17 protein-coding genes are annotated in these 15,042 nt (G+C 67.3%); 7 read left to right on the top strand and 10 right to left on the bottom strand.

Annotated elements, in window-relative coordinates; all coding sequences use genetic code 11:
- The 5 genes from A5646_RS18845 to lmeA all read right to left on the bottom strand — a co-directional run.
- Positions 1 to 746 (bottom strand): sulfurtransferase (locus A5646_RS18845; RefSeq protein ID WP_067023356.1); only part of this gene is annotated, 746 nt, incomplete at its 3' end.
- A 36-nt stretch (positions 747 to 782) separates the two neighbouring features.
- The gene (locus tag A5646_RS18840) at positions 783 to 1,253 is read right to left on the bottom strand and encodes a DUF4395 domain-containing protein (protein WP_066865529.1); all 471 of its coding nucleotides are present in this window, start codon (positions 1,251 to 1,253) and stop codon (positions 783 to 785) included.
- A 101-nt stretch (positions 1,254 to 1,354) separates the two neighbouring features.
- Positions 1,355 to 1,444: a putative leader peptide gene (locus A5646_RS30460; protein WP_369806966.1), complete on the bottom strand. Its 90-nt coding sequence runs from the start codon at positions 1,442 to 1,444 to the stop codon at positions 1,355 to 1,357.
- A 29-nt stretch (positions 1,445 to 1,473) separates the two neighbouring features.
- Positions 1,474 to 1,893, bottom strand: a complete 420-nt coding sequence (locus A5646_RS18835) for a thioredoxin family protein (protein ID WP_066880632.1) — start codon at positions 1,891 to 1,893, stop codon at positions 1,474 to 1,476.
- Complete coding sequence (gene lmeA / locus A5646_RS18830; RefSeq protein WP_067023354.1) at positions 1,890 to 2,702, bottom strand: mannan chain length control protein LmeA; 813 nt, start codon at positions 2,700 to 2,702, stop codon at positions 1,890 to 1,892. Before lmeA ends, A5646_RS18835 begins: the two co-directional genes overlap by 4 nt.
- 177 nt (positions 2,703 to 2,879) lie before the next feature.
- Here lmeA and A5646_RS18825 point away from each other — a divergent pair, with 177 nt between their 5' ends.
- The 6 genes from A5646_RS18825 to pstB all read left to right on the top strand — a co-directional run bounded on the left by A5646_RS18825 (position 2,880) and on the right by pstB (position 8,674).
- The gene (locus A5646_RS18825; RefSeq protein WP_066865540.1) at positions 2,880 to 3,656 is read left to right on the top strand and encodes a response regulator transcription factor; all 777 of its coding nucleotides are present in this window, start codon (positions 2,880 to 2,882) and stop codon (positions 3,654 to 3,656) included.
- On the top strand, positions 3,653 to 4,588 hold the full coding sequence (gene mshD / locus A5646_RS18820) for a mycothiol synthase (protein WP_066880627.1): 936 nt from the start codon (positions 3,653 to 3,655) through the stop codon (positions 4,586 to 4,588). Before A5646_RS18825 ends, mshD begins: the two co-directional genes overlap by 4 nt.
- Before the next feature lie 165 nt (positions 4,589 to 4,753).
- Positions 4,754 to 5,878 (top strand): phosphate ABC transporter substrate-binding protein PstS, encoded by a 1,125-nt coding sequence (gene pstS, locus A5646_RS18815; protein ID WP_067023359.1) that lies wholly within the window; start codon positions 4,754 to 4,756, stop codon positions 5,876 to 5,878.
- Positions 5,879 to 5,929: 51 nt separating this feature from the next.
- On the top strand, positions 5,930 to 6,973 hold the full coding sequence (gene pstC, locus A5646_RS18810; RefSeq protein WP_066865546.1) for a phosphate ABC transporter permease subunit PstC: 1,044 nt from the start codon (positions 5,930 to 5,932) through the stop codon (positions 6,971 to 6,973).
- Positions 6,970 to 7,884 carry a phosphate ABC transporter permease PstA gene (gene pstA / locus A5646_RS18805; protein WP_066880625.1) on the top strand — a complete coding sequence of 305 codons (915 nt, stop codon included), beginning with the start codon at positions 6,970 to 6,972 and terminating at the stop codon, positions 7,882 to 7,884. Before pstC ends, pstA begins: the two co-directional genes overlap by 4 nt.
- Before the next feature lie 13 nt (positions 7,885 to 7,897).
- Positions 7,898 to 8,674: a phosphate ABC transporter ATP-binding protein PstB gene (gene pstB, locus A5646_RS18800; protein WP_066865555.1), complete on the top strand. Its 777-nt coding sequence runs from the start codon at positions 7,898 to 7,900 to the stop codon at positions 8,672 to 8,674.
- A gap of 8 nt (positions 8,675 to 8,682) precedes the next feature.
- On the opposite strand, the gene phoU is transcribed toward pstB, so the two are convergent.
- From phoU to A5646_RS18775, 5 genes are all read right to left on the bottom strand, one after another.
- On the bottom strand, positions 8,683 to 9,351 hold the full coding sequence (gene phoU, locus A5646_RS18795) for a phosphate signaling complex protein PhoU (protein WP_064951288.1): 669 nt from the start codon (positions 9,349 to 9,351) through the stop codon (positions 8,683 to 8,685).
- 58 nt (positions 9,352 to 9,409) lie between these two features.
- The gene (locus A5646_RS18790; protein ID WP_067023352.1) at positions 9,410 to 11,476 is read right to left on the bottom strand and encodes an LCP family protein; all 2,067 of its coding nucleotides are present in this window, start codon (positions 11,474 to 11,476) and stop codon (positions 9,410 to 9,412) included.
- 209 nt (positions 11,477 to 11,685) lie between these two features.
- Entirely contained in the window at positions 11,686 to 12,819 is a 1,134-nt protein-coding gene (gene dusB / locus A5646_RS18785; protein ID WP_066865560.1) for a tRNA dihydrouridine synthase DusB, read from the bottom strand.
- Positions 12,820 to 12,826: 7 nt separating this feature from the next.
- Positions 12,827 to 13,849: an acyl-ACP desaturase gene (locus A5646_RS18780; RefSeq protein WP_066865563.1), complete on the bottom strand. Its 1,023-nt coding sequence runs from the start codon at positions 13,847 to 13,849 to the stop codon at positions 12,827 to 12,829.
- 169 nt (positions 13,850 to 14,018) lie between these two features.
- Positions 14,019 to 14,633: a TetR/AcrR family transcriptional regulator gene (locus A5646_RS18775; protein ID WP_156748973.1), complete on the bottom strand. Its 615-nt coding sequence runs from the start codon at positions 14,631 to 14,633 to the stop codon at positions 14,019 to 14,021.
- Positions 14,634 to 14,701: 68 nt separating this feature from the next.
- On the opposite strand from A5646_RS18775, the gene A5646_RS29515 reads away from it, so the two are divergent.
- The coding region (locus A5646_RS29515; RefSeq protein ID WP_369806965.1) for an oxygenase MpaB family protein at positions 14,702 to 15,042 on the top strand (341 nt) is incomplete at its 3' end.

Here is a 15,042-nt window from a genome sequence, read left to right as displayed (position 1 = left end):
AATTCATAAAGAACGAACCAGGTGTGCGACGACCGCTCGCCGATGCGGCAGTAGGCGATCGTTTCCTTCTCCCCGTCCAGGCCGGCGTCGGCGTAGAGCTTGGCCAGCTCCTCGTCGGACTTGAAGGTGCCGTCCTCGTTCGCGGCCTTGCTCCACGGCACGTTGATGGCGCCGGGAATGTGGCCGGGCCGCTGGCTTTGCTCCTGCGGCAGGTGCGCGGGCGCCAGGATCTTGCCGGAGAACTCGTCCGGGGAGCGCACGTCGACCAGGTTCTTGACGTTGATGGCCGCGATGACGTCGTCGCGGAACGCCCGGATGCTGTTGTCCGGCGCGGCGGCCGTGTACGACGTCGCCGGCCTGCTGACGGGCTCGTTGGTCAGCGCGCGACCGTCGAGCTCCCACTTCTTGCGGCCGCCGTCGAGCAGCTTGACCTTGTCGTGCCCATACAGCTTGAAATACCAGTAGGCGTAGGCGGCGAACCAGTTGTTGTTGCCGCCGTAGAGGATCACCGTGTCGTCATTGGAGATGCCGCGCTCGCTGAGCAGTTTGGAGAACTGCTGGGCGTCGACGAAGTCGCGTTTGACCGGGTCCTGCAGATCGGAACGCCAGTCCAGCTTGATCGCGCCGGGGATGTGGCCGGCGTCGTAAGCGCTGGTGTCTTCGTCGACTTCGACGAAGACGACGCCTGAGGCGTCGAGATTGCTCTCAGCCCAGTCGGTGGAGACCAGGACGTCGGAGCGTGCCATGGAGTGGATCCTTTCAATCGCTTTTGTTACAGCAGGTCAGGTGGGACGCGCGGGGCGCCGGAAGCGGGCGACCAGCGGGTAGAGCTGGCAGCCCAGGCAGATGCCGAAGGCCGCGTTGAGGAACGCGGCGGCCAGAGCGGCCGCGGTGGCGATGACGCCGACCGGGACGGCGCCGGCGGCGAATCCGGCGACGCCCAGCACGGCGAAGATCAGGCCGACGAGTTGGGCGAACTTCAGCGGTGGGGTCGGTTCGCGGTCCTGCACCGGCCCCAGCCGGGGCGCGACGACGGCGGCGAAGATCCGGCCGTATGGATGCTTGCGCGGCCCCCCGACCGCGCCGATCGCGAAGATGACGGCCTGAACGGCCAGGATCACCGCCGCGGCCGCAGCGCTGGCCGCCGAGACGGCGAGCGCCAGTACCAGGACTGCGGTGGTGACCCAAGCGGCGAATCGTGGTCCGCGCACGTCGACCAGGTCGGGCTGCGCGGTGGTGTTGCTGCTCGGCAAGGTAGGAACTCCTCGATACCCCTATTGCTGACGGAAACGAATGGAGACGTGCCACGGTGTGTATCCCGGGCCGCTCCGAGTGCTACGCAGAACGCGGCTACTCAGCAGCAACAGCAACAACAACAGCCCGCGGTGCGGCACAGTTCAACTGCGCGACGCTGGATGAGCATGGGCTCGAGGCGGGCTGACACGTCGGTCAGCTTACCCAATGACACCGCGGTCAAGCCAACAGCGGTTTCAGCGCGGACCGCAGGTCCGCGGCGTTGGGCACTCCGGAGGTGCGGTAGCGCTGCCGGCCCTCAGCGTCGAAGATCAACGTCGTGGGCAGGGACAGGACCGAATAGCGGCGTGCGGTCTCGGGGTTTGCATCCAGGTCGATCTCGACGTGGGCCACGCCGTCCAGGTCGCCGCAGACCTGCTCCACGACCCGGCGGACCCGATCGCACGGCCCGCACCACGGCGCGCTGAAATGCACCACGGTCGGGCCGCTGCGGGATAGCCCCAGCGCCGCGATGTCGGCGTCGGCGTCGGCGTCCGGCTTGGCGTCGATTTCCCGGATGGTTCCGGAGCGACGGGTCAGCAACCAGCCGGCGAGGCTTGCCGCCGCGAGCACCGCGACGATCACGACAACTGCGGTCATGACTGTTTAAACCCCGCGAGGGTCACGGTTACTCCGCGGGTGATGCCCTCGATGATGACGTCGGATCCGCGGGCCCCCTCGGTGGTCGGCGCGACGCCGAAGGGCAACCGCTGATCGGGCAGCCGGCCGCTGAACGCATGCAGCACCGCGTCCCGCTTGTCCGCCGGCACCGTCTGGTTGGCGGTGTCGGATCCGGTCAGCACGCCGGTCGGGGTGAAGACCAGCGTCGCCGGGTCGTCCGGGGCGATGGAGAGGTCGACCGAGACGCTGACGCGCCGATCGAAGCCCGCCGATTTGGGTGTCCCGGTGAACACCAGACCGTGGCTGTCGGAGATGCCCGACGCGGTGACGCCGCCGGTGGACGTGTTGGTCTCCTTGGGCGGCGCCTCCACCATCAGGTCGCTGATGCCCATGAACCGGCCCAGGTGCGTCGAGTCGACGATGATGCGGCTCTCCAGCTTGCCCACCGCGAGCTTCGCGTCCGGGCCGATCAGCCACGACGCCTGCGCCAGGTCCACCGAGTACATCGTGGCTTCCAGCGTGGCCCGGCCGGTCATCGTGTGGTCGATGGCGTTGGCCTTGATCTCCACCTGGCTGTAGTTGCCGCGCATCGCCTGGGGAAGGAAGGGAAACGCCACGATGGCCACGAACGGGTCGGTGCCCAGCCTGGCCGCCTTGCGGACGCTGGACGACAGCCGGTATTCGGCGTAGATGCTGGTCCCGTAATCGACGCCGATCGCGCCGAGGGCGACTACCGCGACTAGGCTCGCCGTCGCGGTCAGAGCAATCAGCACCTTGCGCACCCGCATATTGTGGCGCAACGCCCCCGAGCGGGTGGCCGCCGGACCGGTCGTGGCGGGGCTCACACTGGCCCATCTACCACGCGAAAAAAGCAGGTGACACGTTATCGTTAGATGACCTGGTAACTAACGCTTAATGGCGTTGTGAATTTGGGAGATGCCGTTCCCCCGAGCTGGAGGGGCTAGTTGGAGCTACTACTGCTGACCGCGGAGCTGCACCCCGACCCGGTCCTGCCGTCGTTGTCCCTGCTTCCGCATACCGTCCGGACGGCGCCGCCAGAACCCTCTTCGTTGCTCGAGGCCGGGACCGCGGATGCGGTGATCGTCGACGCGCGCACGGACCTGTCGTCGGCGCGCGGGCTTTGCCGCTTGCTGAGCACGGCCGGCCGGTCGGTTCCGGTGCTGGCCGTGGTCACCGAGGGCGGGCTGGTGGCGGTCAGCTCCGACTGGGGTCTGGACGAGATCCTGCTGCCCACCACCGGGCCGGCCGAGGTCGACGCGCGGCTGCGGCTGGTGGTCGGCCGTCGCGGCGGGCTCGCGGACCAGGAGAGCGCCGGCAAGGTCAGCCTCGGCGAGTTGGTGATCGACGAAGGCACCTACACCGCCCGGCTGCGGGGCCGCCCGCTGGATCTGACCTACAAAGAATTCGAACTGCTCAAGTACCTGGCGCAGCATGCCGGGCGGGTGTTCACCCGCGCGCAGCTGCTGCACGAGGTGTGGGGCTACGACTTCTTCGGCGGCACCCGCACCGTCGATGTGCACGTGCGTCGCCTGCGGGCCAAACTCGGCCCCGAGTACGAGGCGCTGATCGGCACCGTGCGCAACGTGGGTTACAAGGCCGTCCGCCCGGCGCGCGGCCGCACGCCGGTCGCCGAGCCCGAGGACGCCGACGGCGCCGAATCCGAAGCCGAATCGCAGGACGTCCAAGATCCGCTGGTCGATCCGTTGCATACGCCGCAGTGACCTCGCCCGACTGGCGTCGCACGCTGACCGTCGAAGAGCAGCAGGGCGTACGCGAACTCGTCAGCGCGGCAACGGAATACGACGGAGTTGCGCCCGTGGGCGAACAGGTGCTACGCGAGCTCGGGCATGACCGCACCGAGCATCTGCTGATCAGTGGATCCGCCGACGCGATCGTCGGCTATCTCAACCTGAGCCCGGCGCGCGACGGAGAAACCGGCATGGCCGAACTCGTGGTGCACCCGCAGGCGCGCCGGCGCGGTATCGGGTCCACGCTGGCGCGCGCGGCATTGGCCAAAACCGGTGCGGGCAACCGGTTCTGGGCGCATGGCACGCTGGAACCGGCCCGCGCGACCGCATCCGCGCTCGGCCTGACCCCGGTGCGGGAACTGATGCAGATGCGGCGCTCGTTGCGCGATCTGCCCGACACCGTGCCGGCGGTGCCCGGGGTGGAAATCCGCTCCTACGCGGGCCCCTCGGACGACGCCGAGCTGCTGCGGGTCAACAACGCCGCGTTCGCCTATCACCCCGAGCAGGGCGGCTGGACCGACGTCGAGCTGGCAGAGCGGCGGGACGAACCGTGGTTCGACCCGGCGGGCCTTTTTCTCGCGTTCGGCGACGCCCGAAGTGATCGGCCCGGCACGCTGCTGGGCTTCCACTGGACGAAGGTGCACCTCGATCGGCCCGGCCTGGGCGAGGTGTACGTCGTGGGCGTCGATCCGTCGGCACAGGGCCGCGGACTGGGCCAGGCGCTGACCTCCGTCGGCATCGAATGGCTGGCGCGGCGCCTGGCCGACACGGAAAGTTCAGCCGACCCCACCGTGATGCTGTACGTGGAGTCGGACAACGTCGCCGCGGTGCGCACCTATGAGCGCTTGGGCTTCACCACCCATAGCGTCGACACCGCATACGCGGTCGTACCGGCGGCCAACTGACCGCGGGTACGAGCGCCGACGGCCCGGATCGTTAATCTGGTCCTGGTTGCCCAGACGTTGCTGTGGCCGGCGTCGGCGCATAGTTTGGCCGTCGCCTGGCAACCTCACATAAGAATGGCCAGCGACACCCACGTGCGCCCGCAACGCATCAAGAAAGCGAGATCGGTGAGGCTCGACAGGCAGGGCAGGGCGCTGGCCGCCGTGGTGCTGGCGACGGCGCTCGGTGCCGGAGCGCTGACCGCCTGCGGTAGCGATGAGAACCGCCGCGGTGCCACCCCGCCCAGCGTCTCCGGCGTCACCGGAACGCCGCCGTGCGACGGAAAGAACAAGCTGACGGCGGAGGGCTCGACCGCCCAAGAGAACGCGATCACGGTGTTCAACCAGGTCTGGGGCCAGTACTGCCCGGGCAAGGCGCTGGCCTACAACCCGACCGGATCCGGTGCGGGCCGTGAGCAATTCATCGCCGGGCACGTCGACTTCGCGGGCGCGGATTCACCCTTGGTCGCCGACCAGATCGGCCCGGCCGCGAAACGCTGCGACGGGAATCCGGCGTGGGATCTGCCGCTGGTCTTCGGTCCGATCGGGATCGTCTACAACCTGCCCGGAAATCCGGGGCTGGTGATCAACAGTGACGCGCTGGCCAAGATCTTCACCGGCAGGATCACCAGCTGGAACGACCCGATCCTGGTGGCCCTCAATCCGGGCACGGCGCTGCCCGACACCAAGATCACGCCGATCTACCGGACCGACTCGTCGGGAACCACGGACAACGTTCAGAAGTATCTGACCGCGGCCGCGCCGCAGAGCTGGTCCAAAGGGGTCGGCACCGAATTCCAGGGCGGGGTCGGGGAGGGCGCCGCGAAGTCGGCCGGCGTCATCCAGGCGGTGCGGGCCACCCCGGGCGCCATCGGATACGTCGAGAAGGGCTTCGCCGACCAGGCCCGCATGCCCTACGCCAAAATCGCCACCCGCGGCGGCGTCATTCCGCTGACCAACGACACGGCGGGAAACGCCGTCAAGGCGGCCAAATTCCTCGCCGAGGGCCATGACCTGGTGCTCGACCTCAACGCCATGTACGGCTCCGAGGAGCCGGGTGTCTATCCGTTGCTGCTGGTCACCTACGAGATCGTCTGCTCGAAGGGCTACGACCCCCAGACCTCCGCGGCCATCAAATCGTTCCTCGCCATCGCCGCCGGTAGCGGACAGGGCGAACTGGCGAGGGCCGGGTACGTGCCGCTGCCCGATAAGGTCAGGGAACGACTGGTTACGGCGATCGATGCGCTGCAGTAGCCAAGTGGATCGGGTTTCGAGGAGCGACAGCAGGACTGTGACGGGATCACAGTGACGGGGTTTTCCGGGGTGAATCCCAATGACGCGGGTTCGGGTGCGGTCGTCGCCGCGCCGTTTCCGGAGTCGCAGGCGACGCCGATCAGCCCCTGGGGCGAGGGCCGGCCCCACGTGGGGGACCGGATTTTCCGCTGGCTGGCACAGTCGTCGGGCGTGCTCATCATCGTGGTCATCGCCGCGATCGCGGCCTTTTTGCTCGGGCGCGCGATACCGGCGCTGCACCGCAATCGGGAGAACTTCTTCAGCTACGGCGGCACCTGGTCCACCACGGACACCTCGGCGATGCACTTCGGCATCGCCAGCCTGGTGCCGGTCACGGTGTTCGTCTCGCTGTTCGCGCTGATCCTGGCCATGCCGGTCGCGCTGGGCGTGGCCATCTTCATCACGCAGTACGCGCCGCGGCGGGTCGCCACCCCGCTGGCCTACTCGGTCGACCTGCTGGCCGCGGTCCCGTCGATCATCTACGGCGCGTGGGGTCTGTACGTGTTGGCGCCGCAGCTGCGCCCCCTCGCCACCTGGCTCAATCGCTCGCTGGGTTGGTGTTTTCTGTTCGCCAACGGCAACGCGTCGCCGGCCGGTGGTGGCACCATCTTCACCGGCGGGATCGTCCTGGCGGTGATGATCCTGCCGATCATCACCGCGGTCACGCGCGAGGTGTTCGTACAGACGCCGCAAGACCAGATCGAGGCCGCGCTGGCGCTCGGTGCCACCCGTTGGGAGGTGGTCAAGACGGTCACGCTGCCGTTCGGGCGGTCGGGCTACGTCAGTGGCTCGATGCTGGGACTGGGCCGCGCCCTGGGTGAGACCGTGGCGCTGCTGATCATCCTGCGCGGCACCCAGTCGGCGTTCGGCTGGTCGCTGTTCGACGGCGGCTCCACCTTCGCGACCAAGATCGCCGGCGCGGCGGCCGAATTCGACGACCGATACAAGGCCGGCGCGTACATCGCCGCGGGCCTGACCCTATTCGTGCTCACCTTCGTGGTCGACGCCCTGGCGCGGGGCACGGTCGCCGGGGCGGCGCGAAAGGGGGCGCAATGACCTCGATGTTGGACCGCCCGCTCAAACCGCGGACCTTCTCGCCGGTCAGCCGGCGCCGCCGTATCGCGAATACCATTGCGACGCTTCTGGTTTCACTGTCGCTGCTGGTGGCCGTGACCCCGCTGGTGATGGTGTTGTGGTCGGTGGTCGCCAAGGGACTCAAGACCATTGCGTCGACCACGTGGTGGTCGCACTCGCAAGCGGGGATGACGGCATTCGTCTCCGGTGGCGGCGCCTACCACGCGCTGGTCGGCACCGTGCTGCAGGGATTGATCTGCGCCGCCATCTCAGTCCCGATCGGGTTGATGGTCGCGATCTATCTCGTCGAGTACGGCGGCGGGACCCCGCTGGGAAGATTGGCCTCGTTCATGGTGGACATCCTCAGCGGTGTGCCGTCAATCGTTGCCGCGCTGTTCATCTACGCGTTGTGCGTGGCGACACTGGGGCTGTCGCGGTCGGAGTTCGCGGTGTCGCTGGCGCTGGTCTTGCTGATGCTCCCGGTGATCGTGCGCGCCACCGAGGAGATGCTGCGGATCGTGCCGGTGGATCTCCGCGAGGCCAGTTACGCGCTGGGCATCACCAAGTGGAAAACCATTGCCCGGGTGGTCATCCCCACCGGGCTGTCGGGCATCGTCACCGGGATACTGCTGGCGATGGCCAGGGTGATGGGGGAGACGGCGCCGCTGCTTATCCTCGTGGGGTACGCGCAGTCGATGAACTTCGACATATTCAGCGGGTTCATGGGGACATTGCCCGGCATGATGTTCAACCAGACGTCGGCCGGTGCGGGCCTGAACCCCATCCCCACGGATCGGTTGTGGGGCGCCGCATTAACCCTCATCCTGGTGATCGCCATCATCAATATCGCGGCCCGAGTGATAGCGAAATTCCTGGGCGCCAGGAAGTCATAGGCAGGAGCACTAAGTGGCCAAACGGTTGGACCTCAAGGGCGTCAACATTTATTACGGATCGTTTCACGCGGTCTCGGATGTGACGCTGTCGGTTCTGCCCCGCAGCGTGACCGCGTTCATCGGGCCCTCGGGGTGCGGCAAGACGACGGTGTTGCGCACGCTCAACCGCATGCACGAGGTGGTGCCCGGTGGACGGGTCGAGGGCAGCGTGCTGCTCGATGACGAAGACATCTACGGCGCCGGCGTCGACCCGGTCGGCGTACGCCGGGCCATCGGGATGGTGTTCCAGCGGCCAAACCCGTTCCCCGCCATGTCGATTCGCGACAACGTGGTCGCCGGCCTGCGGCTGCAGGGGGTCCGCAACCGCAAGGTGCTCGATGAGACGGCCGAGTATTCGCTACGCGGGGCGAACCTGTGGGACGAGGTCAAGAACCGGTTGGACAGGCCAGGGGGAGGACTGTCGGGCGGGCAGCAGCAGCGCCTGTGCATCGCGCGGGCCATCGCCGTGCAACCCGACGTGCTGCTGATGGACGAGCCGTGTTCGGCGCTGGACCCCATCTCGACGATGGCCATCGAAGAGCTGATCAGCGAACTGAAGCAGGACTACACCATCGTCATCGTCACCCACAACATGCAGCAGGCGGCGCGGGTCAGTGACTACACGGCGTTCTTCAACCTGGAAGCGGTCGGAAAACCGGGGCGGCTGATCGAAGTCGACGACACCGAGAAGATCTTCTCCAACCCGAGCCAGAAGGCCACCGAGGACTACATCTCGGGCCGCTTCGGCTAGCCCGATCGTTACTGCGACGCGGATTTCGCTTCTTCCTCGGGCAGCCTGCCGGTCGCCTGGAAGATGACCCGCCGGGCCACCTCGACGGCGTGGTCGGCGAAGCGCTCGTAGAACCTGCCCAGCAGCGTCACGTCGACGGCCGCGGCGACGCCGTGTTTCCATTCACGGTCCATCAGCACCGAGAACAGGTGCCGGTGCAGATCGTCCATGGCGTCGTCTTCTTCGCGGATCCGGGCGGCCTTCTCCGGGTCGCGGGACAACACGACCTCCTGGGCGCTGTTGCCCAATTCGACTGCGATGCTGCCCATTTCGGCGAAGTAGCCGTTGACCTCCTCGGGCAGGGCGTGCTGGGGATGGCGACGACGGGCGATCTTGGCGACGTGCAGCGCCAGCGCGCCCATCCGGTCGATGTCCGCCACCATCTGAATGGCACTCACGATGGCCCTCAGGTCACCGGCGACTGGGGCCTGTAATGCCAGGAGTACGAAGGCGCTTTCCTCGGCGCGCGCGCTGAGCGCGGCGATGGCTTCGTGATCGGAGATGACTTGTTCGGCTAGCACCAAGTCGGCCTGCAGCAGAGCCTGGGTGGCCCGCTCCATGGCGATTCCTGCCAAGCCGCACATCTCGCCGAGGCGCTCGGATAACTCCGAGAGTTGCTCGTGGTAGGCGGTCCGCATATCAACAAGGGTACGGTCTGTCCGCCCGAAACGGACAGCGCAGCGCCGTCAAAAGCGGTTACTCGCAGGTGGTGTCGGCCGCGTTGGTGACGGTCAGGTCCTCAGGCAGCTTGACCGGAGCATTGCTCGACCCGCGTTCGATTTGCAGATTCATCGACGAGCCGCTGGGCGACGGAGTGCTGACCGACTTGAAGTCGGGGCCCAGCACCACCTGCACCACCTGCCCGTAGCCCGAGACCCGCTGCACCTTCGCGTTGGTCAACGAGGACGCGACGGTGGCGGCGGCCTCCTCGTTGCCGGGCGAGAACAGCACCGTCGTCGCGCTCACCGAACTCGGGTAATCGTCGGGTGACATCACGTTGAAGCCGTCCCGCTTGAGCTGGGTGGTCGCGGTGGCGGCCAGACCGCTCTGCGTGGTCGCGTTGGACACCCGCACCGTCACGCCGCCGGGCGAGGTCGTGGTGATCAGCTCGTGTTGGGCCTCGGGCGCCGGCGCCGGCGACTTCTTGGTGGTGGGCGCCTTCGAGGGCCCCGTCGTCGGGGAGGCGCTCAAATTCTGTGCGTTCTGGTCGTTTTCTTCGGGCAGCGGATCGTCGTTGATGATGGCATCGAACAGTGCCCGCATGTCGGCCATCCGCGGCGGCTCGTCGCCGTTCTGGTCGGTGACACCGGTCGGGACGGTGACGAAGGTGACGTGCCCGGCCGCGATGCCCTGCAGCGACTGCCCCAGTTGGACCAGGTCCTTGGACTGGACGTTGTCGACGACGGTGTTGCCGATGATCATGTTGACCACGTTGTTGAGCTTGTTGAGGTCGAGCAGGGTGTCCGCGGAGATCAGCGACCGCAGCAGCGACGACACGAACAGTTGCTGGCGTTTGATGCGGCCGTAGTCGCCGTTGACTTCGGTGGTGACCTGGCGGGCGCGCACGTAGTTCAACGCGGTCGAACCGTCGAGAACCTGCCGGCCACCGTGTTCGAGGACGGTGCCGAGCTCGTAGTCGTGCAGCGGGGTGCTCGAGCAGACCTCGACGCCGCCCAGGGCATCGACCATTTTCGCGAAACCGGCGAAATCGACGGCGATGAAGTGGTTGATGCTCAAGCCGGACAGTTTCTGGATCTCCTTGACCAGGCACTTGGGGCCGCCGAAGGCGAAGGCGGAGTTCAGCTTGGTCTCGGTGTAGATCGTCTTCGGCCCGTAGGTCTTGGTCTTCGGGTCGTAGAGGGGCCCGTACTTGCCGGTGTCGGGATTCCACGCCTCGCACTGCATCGGGGTGATGGCCAGGTCGCGGGGGAACGACACGGCCACGACGCGTTTCCGGTTGGCCGGAATGTTGACCAGCATCACCGAGTCCGACCGTTCTCCGTCGGCGTCGTCGGTGGTGCCGGCGCCCATGTTGCCGTTGTCACCCGTGCGGGAGTCGAGGCCGACGATCAAGAAGTCCTCGTCGCCGTACTGGCCGCCCGGGTCGCGGATGTCGCTGGAGTTCCGGTCGAGCGCGGCGACGTTGTTGAGCCGGGCGTTCTTCGACGCGCTCCATTGCCACGCCCCACCGGTCATGGCCAGCGCCAGCACGGCGGCCAGGGCCGCCGTCGACCGCGCCGCCAGCAACAGCGGACGGCGCCGCCGCCTAGGCTCCGCGGTCTCGATGAATTCTGGGGCCTCGCTGTCGTCCGCGTCGTCGTCGTTGGGATATTCGGCGGCCTCGAGAGCTCGAAGCTCGGCGACCGCGTCCAGGGAGTAGGCCAGGTCGTCGATCACCTGCGTTGTCTGCAGCTCGATCGGCAGGCCCGGCTCGTCCCCGCTCGGCTCGGGCTCCGGATCCTCGGGAGCGGCGCGGTGGTGAACGGGCCGGTCGGGGGCGCCGATCTTGGCGATCAGGTCCGCGACGCTGACGCCGCCCCCGGCGTGAGATCCACCCCGGTCGGTGTCGTCCACGGGCGCCTCGACGGGCTCGATGCCTGTGTCGGGCTGCCACCGGTGCAGGCTGTCGTCGGCCGGTGGTTGGAAGAATCGCTCCCAGGGCGCGGCGCCCAACGGCGCCGGGTCCGGCGCGATCGGGCGGGCGTGCGCCCCGCCCGGGCCATGCCGACCATTACGAGTGGCGTCGTTCTCGGCGTCACTCATGTCCTACCGGCCTCCGAAGCTCTGATGCAGACGTCAGCGTGTGCGTGCGTAGTGTCAGCGCAGCGCCGCGTTGTGAGCGCTGCTGCTGGTGCCAACCATTTTTTGCCGCCCTCGTGCAGTGGCACGAACCCATCCGCTACCCGAGCGCATGCAACAAAGCCCACATGCTACTGAGTTATCGGTCCGGACGCGATCTCGAGTCGGTCGATTCAGCCCCCGGAGTGCATGACGTCGGCGCCCGCCGGGACCGTGCAGTCGTCCGGGTCGGTCAGCCACCCTTCCGGCAGCACTACCCGCGCCGGTGAGCCCTGCCGGCCGCGCGGGCCCGTCGCCTCGTCCGGGAACGGCACCGTGCCGTCCAGCCGGTCGAGCAGACGGTCCAGCTCGTCGAGCGTCTTGACCATCGCTAGCGCCCGGCGCAGCTCGGAGCCGGCCGGGAAGCCGTGTAGATACCAGCCGATGTGCTTGCGGATGTCGCGCATGCCCTTGTCCTCGCCGAAGTGCGCGGCCAGCAGCTGCCCGTGCCGTCGCACGATGTCGGCGACCTCGCCCAGCGTGGGCGGCGTGGGCGGCGCGCTGCCGGTGAAGGCGGCCGACAGCTCGGCGAAAAGCCACGGCCGGCCCAGGCAGCCGCGGCCGATGACGACGCCGTCGCAGCCGGTGCTGGCCATCATCGTCAGCGCGTCGCTGGCGTCATAAATGTCGCCGTTGCCGAGCACCGGGATCGTCTGCACATGCTGTTTGAGCCGGGCGATCTCGTCCCAGTCGGCGGTCCCGGAGTAACGCTGCGCCGCCGTGCGGGCATGCAGCGCGACGGCGGCCGCCCCTTCGGCTTCCGCGATGCGGCCGGCATCGAGGTGCGTGTGGTGCTCATCGTCGATGCCGATGCGGAACTTGACGGTCACCGGTATGTCGGTGCCCTCGGTGCCGCGCACCGCCGCGGCGACGATCTGGCCGAACAGTCGCCGCTTGTACGGCAGCGCCGATCCGCCGCCGCGCTTGGTCACCTTGGGCACCGGGCAGCCGAAATTCATGTCGATGTGATCGGCCAAGCCCTCGTCGGCGATCATCTTGGCGGCGGCGTAGGTGGTGGCGGGGTCGACGGTGTAGAGCTGCAGCGACCGCGGCGACTCGTCGGGGGCGAACGTGGTCATGTGCAGCGTGGCGGGATGACGCTCCACAAGCGCACGCGCCGTCACCATTTCGCAGACGTAGAGCCCGCTGACGGTGCCGACCTTGGCAAGCTCTAGTTCGCGACACAGCGTCCGGAAAGCGACGTTGGTCACGCCCGCCATCGGAGCCAGGACCACCGGGCTGGCGAGCGCGATGGATCCGATGCGCACCGCTTGGTTACCGCCGGCTCATGGTCAGCGTGCCCGCGGTTTTGTGCAGCTCGAACGCGGTGGTCCGCTTGCCCGTGCGGGCTTCCCGCTCGAGCTGACGTTGCTTGGAAATCTCGAACTTCTCGCAGGTCGCCTCGAGTTCCTTGATCAGCAGCGCGAGATCGTCGCGCATGGCGGCCGCCTCGCCGGTGAAGTCCTCGCGCTCGAAGATGCGCCATTTCTTCAGCACCGGCATGACCACGTCGTCGAGGTGGATGCGCGGGTCGTACACGCCGCCGACGGCGATGGCGACGGCCTTGCGGCGGAACTCGGGCACCTGGTAGCCGGGCATCTGGAAGTTGCGCAGCACCTTGTGCAGCGACCTCATCGCCTGGTTGGGCGCGGCGGCGAACCCGGCGTCGCTGACGTCCCGGTAGAAGATCATGTGCAGGTTCTCGTCGGCCGAGATCTTGGCCAGCAACTGATCGGCGATGGTCTCGTTGCAGGCCCTGCCCGTGTTGCGGTGCGAGATCCGGGTGGCCAGTTCCTGGAACGTCACGTAGATGACCGAGTCGAAGAGGCTCTCGGCAAACAGATCGGCGCGAACCTGGTGGTTCTGGCCGGGGCTGAAGCCGCGGTTCACCACCTCGATGCGCAGCTTCTCCAGTTCGACGGGGTCGACCGCGCGGGTCACCACCAGGTAGTCGCGCAGCGCGATGCCGTGCCGGTTCTCCTCGGCGGTCCAGCGGTTGACCCACTGGCCCCACGCGTTGTCCAGGCCGAAGTTCATCGCGATCTCGCGGTGATAGGACGGCAGGTTGTCTTCGGTCATCAGGTTCTGCACCATCGCGATCTGGGCGACGTCTGACAACTTCGACTGACCGGGCTCCCAATCCTGCCCACCGAGCGCGTAGTAGTTCTTGCCGTCCGACCACGGGATGTAGTCGTGCGGGTTCCAGTTCTTGTGCATGCTCTCGTGCCGGTTCAGGTATTTCTCGACGAACGGCTCGAGCTCGTGCAGCAGCTGTAGGTTTGTCAGCTCCGCTGACATAGGGCCTCCAGTTATCTGTGTCGATGGGTAGCAGTCAATATATCTGTGTACTTCAGTAGCATCAAGTTCCTCGTCCGGCGCGCCAGGTGACGTTTTGATGCCGGTTTCGAGGGTCCGGTTCGGTAGGTCTAGTTGTACGGCTTGCCGATGCGGCGGAATTGAAAACGCGTCACTGCGACTTGCCGAGCTCGTTGGCCGGGACGTAGGGCGCGGCGCTGATATAGAGCATGTTGATGCAGTAATCGATGAACTGCGTGCGGCTGGCACCCAGCTGCCCATGCAGGTAGGCGGTGAACAGGCTCGACAGCCCGCCCACCAGGCTGGTCGCGATCATCTTCTGCAGCACGGCGTCGCCGATGCGGGACAGCTTGCGCTGCAGCAGGTCGATGAAATTGGGCATCCACTCCGCCCCGGAGCGGGTGAGCACCGGCTCGACCGCCGGCGCCAGTAACAGCACGCGTCCGCGGACCGGGTCGTCGACCATCAGCTCGACGAATCGCTCGACGGCCTCGCGCGGGGTCGTCGCCGAGGTCAATGTGTCCATCGCGCGCGTGCACACATCGTCGTAGACCGCGCGCACGAATTCGTCACGGTCGGCGAAGCTTTCGTAGAAGTAGCGCTCAGTCAGCGCGGCCGCGCGGCAAACCGCGCGCACGGTCAGCGCCGGCCCACCGGGGCTGCCCAGCAACTGCACCCCGGCGCTGATGAGGTTGTCCCGGCGGAGCGCGAGACGGCTCTCCAAGGGGACGCCGGTCCAGCGTCCCCGTCGTTGACCCGTCTGCACATCGCTCCTAAGCTCTAAATTGACAACGGTTGTAGTCAGATTTTCACGATACCTACAGGGATCCAATAGTGACTCAAGATACGTCCGCATCGCGCCCTCTGACCAGCGACGTAGCGCGCAGCGACGGGACCGGTACCGCTGAGCAGTCGGTTTCGAGCGACTCGCCCGACGGCGTCGCGGGGGGCTGCCCGGTATCGCCGGCGGGATACGACGCGCCACCCGCACCGCTGGGACCCGATTCGCTGACCTGGCGGTACTTCGGTGACTGGCGGGGCATGCTGCAGGGCCCCTGGGCGGGATCGATGCAGAACATGCACCCGCAACTGGGCGCGGCGGTCCCCGTCGAAGACGACACCCCCGATGGGATAGAGCGAGCGCAGCAGGCGCGGCCAGCGCTCGCGAAAGAAGG

This window comes from Mycobacterium sp. 1245499.0, assembly GCF_001673615.1.
In the GTDB taxonomy this organism is placed as follows: Bacteria; Actinomycetota; Actinomycetes; order Mycobacteriales; family Mycobacteriaceae; genus Mycobacterium; species Mycobacterium europaeum_A.
Note: the sequence above shows the minus strand (reverse complement) of the source record. Positions and strands in the feature narration are given on the sequence as shown.